Annotated in this window: 12 protein-coding genes and 2 pseudogenes; 5 read left to right on the forward strand and 9 right to left on the reverse strand. The window is 40.0% G+C overall.

Features of this window, described 5'->3' with window-relative positions:
- Nucleotides 1-75: 75 nt before the first annotated feature.
- Entirely contained in the window at nt 76-831 is a 756-nt protein-coding gene (locus tag AC4II3_RS25230) for a peptidylprolyl isomerase (protein ID WP_488017324.1), read from the forward strand.
- A gap of 135 nt (nt 832-966) precedes the next feature.
- Here the strand turns inward: AC4II3_RS25230 and AC4II3_RS25235 are convergent, their stop codons facing one another.
- Nucleotides 967-1,182, reverse strand: a complete 216-nt coding sequence (locus AC4II3_RS25235) for a hypothetical protein (protein WP_488017326.1) — start codon at nt 1,180-1,182, stop codon at nt 967-969.
- 405 nt (nt 1,183-1,587) lie between these two features.
- Nucleotides 1,588-1,758 carry a hypothetical protein gene (locus tag AC4II3_RS25240; RefSeq protein WP_488017328.1) on the reverse strand — a complete coding sequence of 57 codons (171 nt, stop codon included), beginning with the start codon at nt 1,756-1,758 and terminating at the stop codon, nt 1,588-1,590.
- A gap of 509 nt (nt 1,759-2,267) precedes the next feature.
- Here AC4II3_RS25240 and AC4II3_RS25245 point away from each other — a divergent pair.
- The 3 genes and pseudogenes from AC4II3_RS25245 (at nt 2,268) to AC4II3_RS25255 (ending at nt 3,910) form a co-directional block, all read left to right on the forward strand.
- Nucleotides 2,268-3,396 (forward strand): annotated as a pseudogene (locus tag AC4II3_RS25245) (IS4 family transposase).
- A 204-nt stretch (nt 3,397-3,600) separates the two neighbouring features.
- Complete coding sequence (locus AC4II3_RS25250; RefSeq protein ID WP_488017232.1) at nt 3,601-3,732, forward strand: hypothetical protein; 132 nt, start codon at nt 3,601-3,603, stop codon at nt 3,730-3,732.
- Nucleotides 3,733-3,739: 7 nt separating this feature from the next.
- On the forward strand, nt 3,740-3,910 hold the full coding sequence (locus AC4II3_RS25255; protein ID WP_490722918.1) for a hypothetical protein: 171 nt from the start codon (nt 3,740-3,742) through the stop codon (nt 3,908-3,910).
- A 702-nt stretch (nt 3,911-4,612) separates the two neighbouring features.
- Here AC4II3_RS25255 and AC4II3_RS25260 read toward each other — a convergent pair.
- On the reverse strand, nt 4,613-4,825 hold the full coding sequence (locus tag AC4II3_RS25260) for a hypothetical protein (RefSeq protein ID WP_488014572.1): 213 nt from the start codon (nt 4,823-4,825) through the stop codon (nt 4,613-4,615).
- 323 nt (nt 4,826-5,148) lie between these two features.
- On the opposite strand from AC4II3_RS25260, the pseudogene AC4II3_RS25265 reads away from it, so the two are divergent.
- Nucleotides 5,149-5,481 (forward strand): annotated as a pseudogene (locus tag AC4II3_RS25265) (peptidylprolyl isomerase); the annotation flags it as partial.
- A 981-nt stretch (nt 5,482-6,462) separates the two neighbouring features.
- On the opposite strand, the gene AC4II3_RS25270 reads toward AC4II3_RS25265, so the two are convergent.
- From AC4II3_RS25270 to AC4II3_RS25295, 6 genes are all read right to left on the reverse strand, one after another.
- The gene (locus tag AC4II3_RS25270; RefSeq protein WP_488014570.1) at nt 6,463-9,708 is read right to left on the reverse strand and encodes a type 2 lanthipeptide synthetase LanM family protein; all 3,246 of its coding nucleotides are present in this window, start codon (nt 9,706-9,708) and stop codon (nt 6,463-6,465) included.
- Between the two features lie 487 nt (nt 9,709-10,195).
- Nucleotides 10,196-11,191 carry a thiaminase II/PqqC family protein gene (locus tag AC4II3_RS25275; protein WP_488014568.1) on the reverse strand — a complete coding sequence of 332 codons (996 nt, stop codon included), beginning with the start codon at nt 11,189-11,191 and terminating at the stop codon, nt 10,196-10,198.
- A gap of 27 nt (nt 11,192-11,218) precedes the next feature.
- Entirely contained in the window at nt 11,219-12,304 is a 1,086-nt protein-coding gene (locus AC4II3_RS25280) for a thiaminase II/PqqC family protein (protein ID WP_488014566.1), read from the reverse strand.
- A 109-nt stretch (nt 12,305-12,413) separates the two neighbouring features.
- Complete coding sequence (locus tag AC4II3_RS25285) at nt 12,414-12,653, reverse strand: hypothetical protein (RefSeq protein ID WP_488014564.1); 240 nt, start codon at nt 12,651-12,653, stop codon at nt 12,414-12,416.
- Nucleotides 12,654-13,050: 397 nt separating this feature from the next.
- Nucleotides 13,051-13,191, reverse strand: a complete 141-nt coding sequence (locus AC4II3_RS25290) for a hypothetical protein (protein WP_488014562.1) — start codon at nt 13,189-13,191, stop codon at nt 13,051-13,053.
- Nucleotides 13,192-13,521: 330 nt separating this feature from the next.
- Complete coding sequence (locus AC4II3_RS25295; RefSeq protein ID WP_488014560.1) at nt 13,522-13,695, reverse strand: hypothetical protein; 174 nt, start codon at nt 13,693-13,695, stop codon at nt 13,522-13,524.
- Nucleotides 13,696-14,124: the final 429 nt, after the last annotated feature.

The raw sequence follows: 14,124 nt of genomic DNA on the forward strand, positions 1-14,124 counted from the left end.
TCCCGATTCCCGATTCCCGATTCCCGATTCCCGATTCCCGATTCCCGATTCCCTACCAACTACCAATAAATAATCATGTTACCAGCTATTACGATTACCACTAACGATATTCTTCACCAAGTTAAACTAACCTGCCAAATTCCTGATATTATTGAAGGGATTGTTACCCGCAAGATTATTGCCGCTACTGCCGAAAGTGCTGGCATTGGTGTAGAGATTGAAGACCTTCAAAAGGCAGCCGACCAATTCCGTTTAATGAACAAACTTGAGAATTCCGAGGACACTTGGGCATGGCTGCAACAACACAGTATGTCTTTAGATGATTTTGAAGAGATAGTGTATACTAATTTGATTGCTGGTAAGGTAGTTCAACATCTGTTTGCGGATAAAGTTGAACCCTATTTCTTTGAACATCAGCTGGATTATGCGGCTGCCGTTATTTACGAAGTGGTTTTAGATGATAAAGACCTAGCCATGGAACTGTTTTATGCCCTGGATGAAGGGGAGACAAGTTTCTATGAGATTGCTCACGAATATATCAATGATACTGAGTTACGGCGCTCTGGAGGATATCGGGGAATTGTTAAGCGTCAGGAGTTTAAGCCGGAAATTTCTGCTGCTGTCTTTGCTGCTGAGCCGCCACAGTTGCTTAAGCCGATTGTGAGTTCTCAGGGAGTGCATCTGATTTTGGTGGAGGAGATTCTTAAATCGGAATTGGATGATAAGTTGCGTTCTGAGATTATGTCTGATTTGTTTAGTGGATGGTTGAAGGGAGAGATTGGGGAAGTTGAGATTGTTAAGCACTTTCAATTAAGTGGTGAAGTTGCTTAGGTTATTATTATAAATTTATCGCTCTAATTGTTTTGAGTTAAAACCTCAGGACTTACGCAGATGACTAAATAAAACGCTATCAGTGAGGTGGGCAGCGAATCTGCCCACCCTACCTATGGAGTTAGTGCGTAAGTCCTACGCGAAGTGGATTATTATATCACAAGAACACCCTGCGCATGCCAATCCAGTATCCAAACAAGTGGGAAGTGCGCACCATAAATCACCACCGTGGATTGCTCCCATTTCCTCACCCTCTTCATTCAGTTCCGTCATAAAGCTTTCTGAATCGTTAAACAACTCAGCACCAGTCAGATTAAGATCTGAAAGATCCTTGATATTAATATTAGCCATGTAGATTTTTCTCCACTAATTAATCTGTGTTCGTTAAAAGGAATCAATTAGTAATTTGTGATTCCTGTTTTAATCCTATTTAAATTAAATTTAATCTGTCTAGTATTTTTAGAGATTATTGATGCTAAAGCCAAAACAGTTTTGTCACTAACTTAGAGGTATTTATCTGCTGATAAACCTAGTAATAGCTCATAATTAACCTATACATTACCTTGACCAGTCTTGTGATAGTTAGCGTTTCTATAATTTACCGAAGCAACTAAAACACTTATGTCCACAAAACTAGTGAAGCTGAAAAAAACCATAAAAAATAGCCCAAGATTACTCTTGGACTAAAAAACTAAGATTTCCGCTAGGGAGCAATTTTAGGATGCGGAATGTAGGTTAAAAAAGTTAATACCTTGATTAATGAGCATCTCGAGGTGTCAGTAGTGTAACCACTAATATAGCCACTGCTGGAGTCGCGCCACCTGTCACATCTAGTTGATCATCAGATAAATCCATCATAAAGCTTTCAGAATCATCGAAGAGGTTGACACCAACCGGATGTAGGTCGGAAATTCCAATATTAGCCATGGTATTTTTATCCAAAAATAAATGTTTGTATAAGAATCAATTAGTTATTTTTAATTCCTAGTTTTAATCCTATTCACATTAATTTCGTGTGTCTAGGATTTTGAAATTTTATTAATGCTAAAGCAAAAACACTTTTGTCATTAAATTAGATGTAGTTACCTACTGCTAAACCTACTAATAGCTCACAAGTAACCTCTTATAGTTAACCTCTCGCTAATTTACCGAAGCAACTAAAACACTTATGTCCACAAAACTAGTGAAGCTGAGAAAAACCATAAAAAATAGCCCAAGACTACTCTTGGACTAAAAGACTAAGATTATTTTCTATCAGTTTGATGAAGGGGAGACAAGTCAATACGGTTCGGTTAAGCTTGAAAAGCATGTAAACTGGTAATTGTGTTCAAGGTGCGAAGGGCAAAATGCAACTCAAAGAATTTTCCTTGGTTGTACCGAAGATTGAATCAGGTACAGTACTCAAAGCTTTAGAAGTAGCGATTCCATCATCAGCAATAGAGCAGGCGATTGCGGATACAAAAGTCAAAGAAGAGCGCAGGCGAGCTTTACCTTCACATTTGGTTGTCTGTTTAATCATTGCCATGAGTTTATGGTCAAAAGCTTCGATGAGAACAGTACTGAAAAATCTAGTTGATGGTTTGAGCGAAGGTTGGGTGAGAGTGGGGAAGTATTGGCGAGTACCTTGTAAATCCTCAATTACTGAAGCACGACAAAGAATAGGGTGTCAGGTAATGAGTCGTCTTTTCCATTCAGTAGTAAGTCATGCACGCAACAGTTGACACACCAGGAGCTTTTCTTGGAGGACTGCGAATAATGGCGATAGATGGCACATTATTCGATGTACCAGATACCCAGACAAACGCAAGGGTGTTTGGATATCCTGGTAGTCGTCCTGGTACTCAAACAGCTTTCCCCAAAGTCCGCTTAGTGCTACTAATTGAAGCCGGAACGCATTTAATCGTTGATGCGTTAATGTGTCCATACCGTATGGGTGAGCGAGTTAGAGCAAAAAAATTACTACGGTCAGTCATGGCAGGAATGTTGTTGATGTGGGATAGAGGACTACATTCTTATGGAATGGTAAGAGCAACCCTTGATCAAAAATGTGATTACTTAGGACGAGTGCCAAAAAATGCCAAATTCAAGGTAGAGAAAGTTTTGGCAGATGGCTCTTACCTATCGTGGATTACCCCTGATCGTAAATCCAAGAAAAAGGGTGGTACAAAAATCCTAGTACGAGTCATTGAATATACCATTGATACTGATGGAGAGCCAGAAATTTATCGCCTTATTACTAGTTTGACAGATATTGCTTTATTCCCCGCTTTATTACTGGCGATTGAATATCATCAACGTTGGGAAGTAGAAAATACTATTGATGAACTAAAAGTCCACCTTAATGGCCGCAAAACTCCAATTCGCTCCCTAAACCCTCGTGAGGTAGTTCAAGAAATTTACGGTTGGCTTCTTGGTCATTGGGCTGTACGTTCCCTAATGTATCAAGTTGCCGAACGGGCTCAAATCTCCCCTTTACGATTAAGTTTTACTGGAACGCTTAATGTTGTGCGTCGTGCCGTTCCTAAATTTCAACGTCTTGAGCCAGAAGAAGTCCCTTTTTTTTAACCTGGCTAATGACAGAAATCTATGACGAGCAGATTCCAGAGCGCGAAGGAAGAAGTAATCCGCGAGTCGTTAAAAAAACTAGAGCTAAATTTCCTTCCAAGAAACCAATACATAAAGGAACTGGAGCCAAAATTGAAACACGAACATTCTATATAATCAGTACTGCTTAGAGCTTAACCGAACCGTATTGGGAGACAAGTTTCTATGAAATTACTCACGAATACATCAATGATACTGAGTTACGCCGCTCTGGAGGATATCGGGAAATTGTTAAGCGTCACGAGTTTAAGTCAGAAATTTCTGCTGCTGTTTTTGCTGCTGAGCCGCCTTGCTTAAGCCGATTGTGAGTTCTCAGGGAGTGCATCTGATTTTGGTGGAGGAGATTGTTAAATCGGAATTGGATGATAAGTTGCGGTCTGAGATTGTGTCTGATTTGTTTAGTGGGTGGTTGAAGGGAGAGATTGGGGAAGTTGAAGTTGTTACGCACTTTGAATTAAGTGGTCAAGTTGCTTAGGTTATTATTATAAATTTATTGCTCTAATTCTTTTGAGTTAAAAGCTCAGGACTTACGCAGATGAATAAATAATAAATACCAAATCCGGTTATTATATTATAGGTTATTTACCTAAATCATCAAATCAATTATAAGCAAGGACTTTGATTGTTTTGAATATAGTCTTAATTAAACCGGATTTGGTATAAAACTCTATCAGTGAGATGAGCAAATTTGCTGCCCACCCTACCTATGGACTTGGTGCTTAAGTCTTCAGCCAAAGGGACAGCGACTGACCGAAACAAGTATCTCAAGACCTTGTTCGATATAGGTTATGTAATTTTGAGCCAAAAGCTCATCTTTAAGCAAATTAATAGGCTGAAATACCTGAGGGGGTGACAACAAGGCTAAAAAGTAGACAGGGTGTGGGGTTTTGGGGGTGGGGTGTGGGGAAAATAGAAGGGAATTTAGAGTGACCCCAGCAAAAACCTTCCGTCCCCAACCTGATTCAACCTTCCCTTCTTGATGCAATAGCGAGTGGGGGAAACCACGGCAGTTGCTCATGGGGGGAACCCCCAAGACCGCACTGCCTCCCCAAGACCGCTCTGCATCGCTACCAACGTTTCAAGCTCCTGATCTTTCCCGACACCCTACACCCGGTCACCCCACACCCAGTAAGGTTTTTAAGGCTGTTTGTCACCCCGTCACTTATTAGCAATTGCTTTAAACAATTGCTGCTACTATGGATTCCCCTAGGCATGAAACCACTTTACAAGTAGGAAAACCGCAAATAATGCTATCGTTACTACCACCATGAATTCCTTCCATTTGCTCACTTTCATCGCTCAGCTCCGTCATAAAGCTTTCTGAATCGTTAAACAACTCAGCGCCAGTCAGATTAAGAGCTGAAAGATCCTTGATATTAATATTAGCCATTTTGTTTTTTATCCACTAATGAATCTGTGTTCTTTACCAGGAATAAATTAGTAATTTATTCCTGTTTTAATCCTATTTAAATTCAATTTAATCTGTCTACTATTTTGACAGCTTATTAATGCTAAAGCAAAAACAATTTTGTCACTAAATTAGATGCCATTACCTTCCGCTAAACCTATTCATAGCTCACAATTAACCTCTTACACTTAACCTCTCGCTAATTTAGCGAATCAACTAAAACACTTATGTCCACAAAACTAGTGAAGCTGAGAAAAACCATAAAAAATAGTCCAAGACTACTCTTGGACTAAAAGACTAAAATTATTTTTTATCAGTTCGATGAAGGGGAAACAAGTTTCTATGAGATTGCTCACGAATACATCTAGGATACTGAGTTACGCCGCTCTGGAGGATATCGGGGAATCGTTAATCGTCAGGAGTTTAAGCCAGAAATTTCTGCTGCTGTCTTTGCTGCTGAGCCGCCACAGTTACTTAAGCCGATTGTGAGTTCTAAGGGAGTGCATCTGATTTTGGTGGAGGAGATTGTTAAATCGGAATTGGATGGGAAGTTGCCGTCTGAGATTCTGTCTGATTTGTTTAGTGGGTGGTTGAAGGAAGAGATTGGGAAAGTTGAGATTGTTAATAATTTGGATTAAAATAATCTGCTTGAGTTCTAATCTCCTTACCCTTCAGGTATTAAACCTACCTACTGCAAGTGTAATTACACCTGCAGTAGGTGGTGTAAAATATGACTTTTGTACCTTAGCTAGAGAGATACTAACTAATAGCACTCAGAAACCAAGGTTGAAATATTTTACATCATGAAATTGTTGTTGAATGCTTAAGCTTAAAAGGTCTGATTGCATACTATCAAAGTCCCTTGATTGCATATATTAACAGTCCCTTGCTGGCATATATTAACAGTATTTCCTAGGGTGCATCCGCAAGGTTGGAAAGTAAAACGCCAACAACCTCCTAGGATAGCCATTTGCTCACTTTCATCGCTCAGCTCCGTCATAAAGCTTTCTGAATCGTTAAACAACTCAGCACCAGATAGGTTAAGAGAAGAGAGTTCATGCACCTTAATATTAGCCATTTGAGTTTAACTCCAATAAATTTGTGTGATTGGTGTTGATTATAAATTAAGCTATTGATGCTTAATTTATAGTTGAATACTATCCATTTTTGGTATTTTTTTTATAAAAAAATCATAGATAAATATGACATAAAAAATACACTTTATTCTAGTTTTTTTGTTAAAAACACAGTCGATATTATTGACGAAAAGAATAATTCAGGATTAAATAACATTTAAATCACTATTTAATTCCGCTATAACTAAAACAATTATGTCACTTAAACCAAGCAAACTAGTAAAATTTACCTACTCAATACTGGAAATTTTGCCTAATCATTTGATTTACAGTAGTTGACTGGACAACGTCGAGCTTATGCAAATAAAGAACAATCAGCGCCAGAAGATTCTGACGCTGATTTACAAAGTAAACTTATGTATTAATATCGTTCAGTTTATGAAATTGTGATTTTGGCTTAGGTAGGGTAGAGTAATGGCGAAAGCCAACACAGTATGGAGAAGTTGGGTCTTGGTGACATCAACCCCACCGAAAAAGTTCATTTTACTCCCAAATCAGCACAGAAGGTAAGGATTCTGGAGAGGCTAAACGCAACAATTGATAACCTACACCTGCGCTTCCCTTGAAAAAACTAGGACTGAAAACGGAGTTAGGCAAATGAGGGAACAAAGCATATGCTCCATTTTGTTTTGCCCTGTTAACTACCGATGCAGCCTGTGCCCTAGCTGTGTTTAGCCATTCCTGCTTGCCAAGTTTTTGGAATGCGACGACAAACAGTTCATTTCTGCCCAAACTCCCGCAGCAGAGATGGTCTACATCTATATTAGATATTGCATACTTCTTGGTGGTGTCCAAAGCTACCTCAATGTCAGAGTAAATTTCCTCTGTCTGTAGAATCGTTGAACTGCCTAAACGGGCTAATCCAATCCCCACGCTGCCGTGACACCAGGCATGCCAGAAATTAATTTGATTTGTTTGTTCCAATGAAAGGAAATATGGCCAGTTTCGGACTGATGTGTCAAAGACACTGGTTTCATATTCGATTCCTTCTTTCGCTGCTTCCAAATAAACTTTGTCTGCTGTGGCAGCATATAGATGTAGTAAAGAGAAGGAATTACCTGCTGCACCGTGAGAAAATCCAGTTAATGGGGTTTTACTGATTGTCTTCCAGGCTCTAGGGGCGGTATCAGTTCGCTGTGATAGGAGATGATTGCCACAGGATACTGCTGTGTCTAATAGGACTTTCTCACCTGTCTGTTGATAGAGAGTTAATAAGCCCATAATTGCCCCCGCTACTCCAAAAATAATATCCAGCATTTTATCGGCAGCGATTACATCTGCTGTAATTAGTTTTGCAGCTTGCTGGGCATCTTCGAGAAGGGCTGGCTCTTGGAGAAACTGACTAATTTTAACCAAACTGTAAATGATCCCACCTAGCCCCATTAAACCGAGGATACCACCTAATTTGATTCCATCAAGTCTTAACTGCAACAAGCTTCGGTCGGCTTGTGCTTTCTTAAGAGACTGACGTAAAGGGGATAAAGCTGCTAAAGCCACCTCTTTAAATTTTTGCTCACCAGTAATTTTTGCTAGAGCTGCTAGGAATAGGCTAACTCCAGCTCGCCCCGTAAATAAGGAATCATCCAATCGCCCAAGTTGATAGCGGTGCGCCTTGGAGATATAATCTAAATCAATCCAGTTGCAGCCGTCACCAGTATGAATTGCACTGGCAACAAGACTATTGCCAATTGCTATAGCTTCGTCCAGTAATTCGTCAGGATTCAATGACGAGAATTGGGATAAACTTCCTTGTAAAGCAGCACTGTTCTTATTCAAATGGGCATACTTAGCATAAAAACTCGCCCGAATCAATTTAATTTGCCTGGCTAAATCCTTGTCATCAAGACTTGTGATTTTAGCAATTAACCGTTGGTAACTGGATGTTTTAAAGAAGTGCTTGATTGGTTGAGCTGATCCTAACTCTAGAGCAGTACTATTACAAGATACTGTGAAATAGGGAATATCTAGCTGTTGTAAAGACTTCGTTTCTGCTGCTAATAGTTTTTTAAAGTCTAAGGTTTCTTCACCCATTAAGTAGTGACGGCTCAGAAAATCGATCAGAATGCTATAGTCCGCGCCATTACGCAAATATTGAGGACTGAGGCTGCGTTTCGAGACCATACCATAGGTGAGGGTTGGGCGCAGACTAAATCGAGACTTTAAACATTGTAAGGCACAGATAGGACTTTCTGCCCCTAGGAGCATTTCCCGATTTTTAGTTAAGAGGTTATATATCTCCTCAAAGCCAGTGACGATTTCCTCAACATAGTTCTTAGGTGAGACAGTTTTACCGTCTAGAATTACCACATTAGTCCCGGCAGGAATAATCACCGTGTTGGGAGCTAAGTGCATCCCATCTGTGTTAATAAATTTCCAATCCCGAGAGGAATTTATTTGCTTGGGCCAAATATTACCTAGGACGCTGGAATCTTGAGGATTTGCCGAGTAGATATCACCTTCCCAACCAGGTAAAAAGCCTGTATTCAGCACTGAATACTTAAACCAGTCTTCCGATTCCGTCACGCTGTGCTCTACAGGATGCATCAACAGGTCACCATCGATCAGAATCGGATATTCACCATTAGCAACTACATTTTGATGATCACAACTACTTGCTCCTAATAGATGGAGCAGTGATAATAACATTCCTGCTCTGTGATAGAAGCGTTGAACTGCGGCTTGATTTTCACAAGGTTGCTGCTCAATAAATTCAACCCATCCATATCCCTGGCGATTGAGAATCTTAGTTAATTTGAAGGTTAAGGATGTTTCCTGATGGTTGCACCAGTATAGTAACTGATTGAAAGCAAGATCTAAACCCAAGTCTTTGGGCTTATACACCACTTTAATTCCGGAAGAGAAGGTAAGAGCTAAAACCGAGCGTCTACCATGGTGGGGATTGGAGAGGGAAGTCTCAATTGTTTGGACGTTTCCTATACTTACCTGATCAGAAAAGGTACGTTCAATTGCCGAAAAATCTTGTTGTAGACGTTGGATGAATTCAGTAGTATATTCTACCCATAAATCAAGGTTTTTAGCTATCAGCCGACCTAAGACTGGGTAGCGATTGAAAAATGCTAAACCCCCATCTTTGAGAAGATTTTTTAAAAAAGTATTATAACTAATTCGACTTTCTTGGGGAGTCGTTTGGTTGGTAGGAGGGTGAGTTTTCCGGAATGTGTTAAATTCAAATAGTAAGGTTTCTGTTCCTAAATTAACCAGTTGTTGCAGCAAGCTCCTTTCTAGGGCTGCGAAGGCTTCTTGGCTCAACAACGTTTCTGGACTGTTTGCTGATAATCCAGTAGATAATTTACTGCGCCCTACTCGGATAAAGGGTAAATAAAAGTCTTCAAACGGTAAGGGATTTTGGGAGTCAAGTGGAGAGTTATCTTCCCCTTCTAAAGTTAGCCATGAAGCGCTGCTATTTTCAATTAATTCTTTGAGGGTTTCTGCCCAGGTTGGTAAGGTGTAATCTTCTCTAAACTCTGCTGTTTCTAGTAAGTTACGGACTGTAGTTAAGTCTAATCCATCCCACTGAAGGCGCTGTTTAAATTGTTGTTCTCCTCCCAGGAGTTTAGACCAGGTATTGAGGCGTTCTTCAATCAGATCATGATCGAGTTTTTGGGGAATAACATTCTGGTAACAAGGGTTATTGATCCGCTCTGATAAAAATGTGGCGTTAATGGCTATAGTCGCGATTGGTGATAGTTCTGACCCTATTACTGGCATGGAATAAATCTCTCGACGTGGTTATTTACTTATAAAGTTTTTTTAAAAAGGTTTAATTTTTGATTAGTTGAATAAAGATACTAAAATATAGTTAGCGTCTTGTTGAACCGACCCTAATGAATGTCTGTTGTTGACTCTGTTGTCATCATAGTTGGATTAATTGAGTTTGTTTAGTTGTTTTATGATTTATTGATGCTAAAGCAAAAACACTTTTGTCATTAAATTAGATGTAGTTACCTACTGCTCAACCTATTCATAGCTCACAATTAACCTCTTATACTTAACCTCTCGCTAATTTACCGAAGCAACTAAAACACTTATGTCCACAAAACTATTGGAACTCAGAAAAACCATAAAAAAAAGCCCAAGACTACTCTTGGACTAAAAGACTAAAATGATTGAATGATTTTAGGCGTGAGGCTCAACTACTTATATCTCAACACTTATAACTATCTTCATACTTCCCATTCAATAGAAAATTTCCCTTTCAAGTAAAACAACGAGGGATGATATTATTCGGGTTACCATAGTAATCCAGAATTTCGTGAGTCCGCCGAACCATACACTCCAGCAGAATGCCCAGATTCTTTTTAACCACTACTTGTTCTTCCGGTGACACATAAGCCACTTCTGCCAGCAGTATCGAAGTGATTTGGTCATGTGCCCCTTCTTCATTGATACCGGCATGGAGCAGGATGGGTTTATAAAATTCCGGTGGTAACTCTAAGGCTTGGGACTGCTGCTTAAACAACTCGTGGAATACCTTGTCATCTTCCTCAAACAACAACAGTGCAGCCTTAAAGCTCAGGGGATGCTGCTTGGCAAAAACGGCCAGGGTGGAACAGACGGCGAAAGTCATGGGTAGGGGCTGCATCCGTTGCAGTTGCTCAGCTTCGATGCCCACACTCTTCAAGGAATTCTCAATCAAACGGTCATGGTGCAACTCAGACACAAAGAATTCCTGGAGAAGTTTTTGAGTTCCAGGGGATTCATAATTGGCTAAGGATGGCGCTAAGAGTCTAGGACACAGATGGGTAACGTGATAAGATTCCAAAGCATAACCAATCAACTGGTTTCTGGTAATCGTCCCATCAGCCATCTTTTCTGAGAAAGGAGAAGGAGGAAATTGCCCCTTCATGCGGTTAAGAAATCGGCACAACTCTCGATAGAACTGCTGCCCACTCACCCCACGAGATTCCACTTCCTGATGGGTTTCTATCAGTAGACCCCGGCGATCCAGCTCAGCGAGGAGTTCGGGAATATCCTCTTTAATTCCTGGACAGGCCAGACCCAATTGCTCTGGGGACATACCCCCCGCTTGCAAGAGCCTTAGCAGTTGGACAGTTTCGTTCTGGTATTCCGGCTCAACTGCGATCGCGCATCCTTGACCGCGATAATGAATTTCAACTTCAGTGTCCTTGAATTCAAAAAATACCCGATTTTTGAACAGTGGTTGTTGGAATAAAACCTTTGTTAATGACATATTGTAAAGGGAGTAGGGAGTAGGGAGTTAAATTGCTGAAACTCGCCGCAGTAAATGACTGGCAGACGAGTAATGATTCCAGATAGCTGTGTAGAAATTGTTGTAGATTTCAACAAAGAGGTAAGTTTGTCTTCTAAATCGCTGCTTTGTTTGCGGATCAATGTGAGGAATTTCTTGAAAGATGCGACGGCTTAGGTTTTCTGGTTCGAGTTTTAGCTTGCTGTTTGCCAGTTGTCTAATCGGATTGATAAAGCCAGAATCTAGTTCAACACGCTCACAGGCTTTACTATAAAATTCAAAATTCTTACGGGTCTGACCTGCCAAAAATCCCAGAGTACTCAAGAAAAAGAGTGGCTCAAAGTTGGCCCAATAGGTCAACGCATTGCACATCCCCATGGTTTCTGGGAGTGGCATGGTGTCCGCGAGTTGCTCACCGCTAATGCCAATAGCATTAAGTGCTGCCATTACCAGTTCCTGGTCTTGGCGGTATTCTTGAGTGTAGCGTTCATTGAGCAATTGTCGAACCTTTGTAGAGCTTTGGAAGCTAAGTCCAGGAGCATCAAAACAGCACTGTTGAGAAATAAAGTGGTAATGCTCTATTACAAAACCATAAACAACGTTGATTGGCAGTTGGGATGTTGGTGATTTGATGGATTTCAGGAACAGATTTTCATCAACCTGCTGATTGAGCAATTCAGTGGTCAAATCTTCCAATTCCAGCACAGTGTCGATGCCTGAATTAACCCTAACCGGAGCAACGTCATCCAGCAAGTTGTTTTCGTCCAGGTGACGCACAATAGTATTGATCAGCTCAGAGTTATTAGCCGAGAAAATTTGTTGGAGTTCAGTCAGAGTCTTAGTCCCATCCATCAGAGAGACGAACTTTTTTAAGATTTTTCCTGATTGACTGTTAACCTGAAACGCGAAATCCCGACCATCCTGAGAAAAAATCAGCTTATCTTGATAGCAATTAACCTTACAGGCTAATTTGGGACGCAGCACTGAAGGGTATTGTGGTTTTTTATCCTGAAATTTCCCCTGGGATAACTCTGGCTCTAAAGCTGAGGTGACTGTAGAATCTTCCTTGAGAGGGGGAAGGGTATACTTAGACATCGACTGACTCCCTGATCAGAACGTTGGACAATAGTTTTACTCATTTGATTGCTCAAACCTTCACTCCTAAATTTAAGATTCAGCAGTGAAGGTATTTGGTCAAAAGAGTTTACAGGATTACAGGGCTACATGGGTAGGTTTGGAAAATGCTAGTTTTAGTGCCTCCAGTTTTAGTGCCTCCAATAGTGGGATAGCAATTACAGCTGTGTTGGATTGAATCTACTCGAACTATAAGTCCTCCCATCGCCTGCTCAAGTTCATCATTACTCAGTTCGTTCATAAAACTTTCAGAATCGTCGAACAAGTCAGCGCCAGTTACTTTGATGTCCTTAACTTTGATCTTTGCCATTTTAACTTTACTCCAATAAACGATTGTGGTTGATTAGAAATCAATTAGCCATGTTTGATTTCTGCTTTTTATCCTAGTTATATCAATTGAAATTTTCTACTTTTTATCCAGTTTATTGATGCTAAATTAAAAACACTTTTGTCATTAAATTAGATGTAGTTACCTACTGCTAAACCTACTAATAGCTCACAAGTAACCTCTTATAGTTAACCTCTCGCTAATTTACCGAAGCAACTAAAACACTTATGTCCACAAAACTATTGGAGCTGAGAAAAACCATAAAAAAAAGCCCAAGACTACTCTTGGACTAAGAGACTAAGATTAGGTTGTAGCACTTTTCAATTGGCTAAGGCACTTTCGTCCTATGTGGCTCCAGTAAACATTTGCCATCTTGTAATTAAATTAATAAAAGAACTTCCTCGGCTCTGATCGTATCCAGTTCGCGAGCTTCTACGGGGATTACCTCAAACCCAGCATCCAGAATTCCAGAGTAGTTTGCGATCGCCTCCAAGGCATTGGAGCAGTGAGCAGGGAACAAAAATTAATTATGATAATTTTTTATCTCTATTATAATCATACTTGGATTACTTGAGTTTGTTGAGTTTTTGCCTAATTTATTAATGTCCTAAGTAAACTTTTTTTGTCATAAAGTTATAGGTAATTAGAGCAAATTTGCTTAGGTAAAAAGTCGGTAAGCATTCAGCCGTCAGCCGTCAGCCCTTGGCCAGGCTACGCGAATAGCTGATAGCTGATAGCACCTCAAGTAGCGTGCCTGTAGCCCATAGGCTGATAGCTGATAGCTGATAGCTGATAGCTGATAGCTAATAGCTTACCTGACTACTCCCTGTGATCACCTTAAGCTATCGGCTCAACAAGGATCTGGTGGAATGACGATAATAATAACAGGTTCAACTGAATCTCCTGCATAAAAACCCCCTGCTACTGTAAGTTCGTTGTCTTGGAGATCGTTGATGAAACTTTCAGAATCCGCAAACAATTGAGCACCAGTAGGCTTAATATCATCAATTTTGATGTTAGCCATTTTAGTTTTACTCCACTAATTTATGTGTGTCGTTGACCAGGAATCAATGAGTAATTTGTTGATTCCTGTTTTTATCCTATTAAAAATAATTTCGTCTGTGTAGTATTTTGAGAGCTTATTGAAGCTAAAGCAAAAACAGTTTTGTCACACAATTAGATTTAGTTACCTGCTGCTAAACCTAGTAATAGCTCAGAATTCACCTATAACTTACCTTGAACAGTAGTTTGATAATTAACCTCTCTCTAATTTAGTGAATAAACTAAAACAGTTATGTCCACAAAACTAGTGGAGCTGATAAAAACCATAAAATAAAGCCCAAGATTACTCTTGGGCTACAAGACTAAAATTATTCTCATGGGGTGACAAGCTAATTAAAAATCTTACAGGGGTTAGGTTTTAGGGGTTAGGTGTTAGGTAACATCGTCATGG

It is taken from the genome of Moorena sp. (assembly GCF_982860115.1).

Excerpts from the sequence above, each read along its gene's own strand:
- AC4II3_RS25280 (WP_488014566.1), bottom strand. The coding sequence starts at position 12,304 with ATGTCTAAGTATACCCTTCCCCCTCTCAAGGAAGATTCTACAGTCACC.
- AC4II3_RS25295 (WP_488014560.1), bottom strand. The coding sequence starts at position 13,695 with ATGGCTAACATCAAAATTGATGATATTAAGCCTACTGGTGCTCAATTG.
- AC4II3_RS25285 (WP_488014564.1), bottom strand. The coding sequence starts at position 12,653 with ATGGCAAAGATCAAAGTTAAGGACATCAAAGTAACTGGCGCTGACTTG.
- AC4II3_RS25260 (WP_488014572.1), bottom strand. The coding sequence starts at position 4,825 with ATGGCTAATATTAATATCAAGGATCTTTCAGCTCTTAATCTGACTGGC.
- AC4II3_RS25240 (WP_488017328.1), bottom strand. The coding sequence starts at position 1,758 with ATGGCTAATATTGGAATTTCCGACCTACATCCGGTTGGTGTCAACCTC.
- AC4II3_RS25270 (WP_488014570.1), bottom strand. The coding sequence starts at position 9,708 with ATGCCAGTAATAGGGTCAGAACTATCACCAATCGCGACTATAGCCATT.
- AC4II3_RS25275 (WP_488014568.1), bottom strand. The coding sequence starts at position 11,191 with ATGTCATTAACAAAGGTTTTATTCCAACAACCACTGTTCAAAAATCGG.
- AC4II3_RS25230 (WP_488017324.1), top strand. The coding sequence starts at position 76 with ATGTTACCAGCTATTACGATTACCACTAACGATATTCTTCACCAAGTT.
- AC4II3_RS25235 (WP_488017326.1), bottom strand. The coding sequence starts at position 1,182 with ATGGCTAATATTAATATCAAGGATCTTTCAGATCTTAATCTGACTGGT.
- AC4II3_RS25250 (WP_488017232.1), top strand. The coding sequence starts at position 3,601 with ATGAAATTACTCACGAATACATCAATGATACTGAGTTACGCCGCTCTG.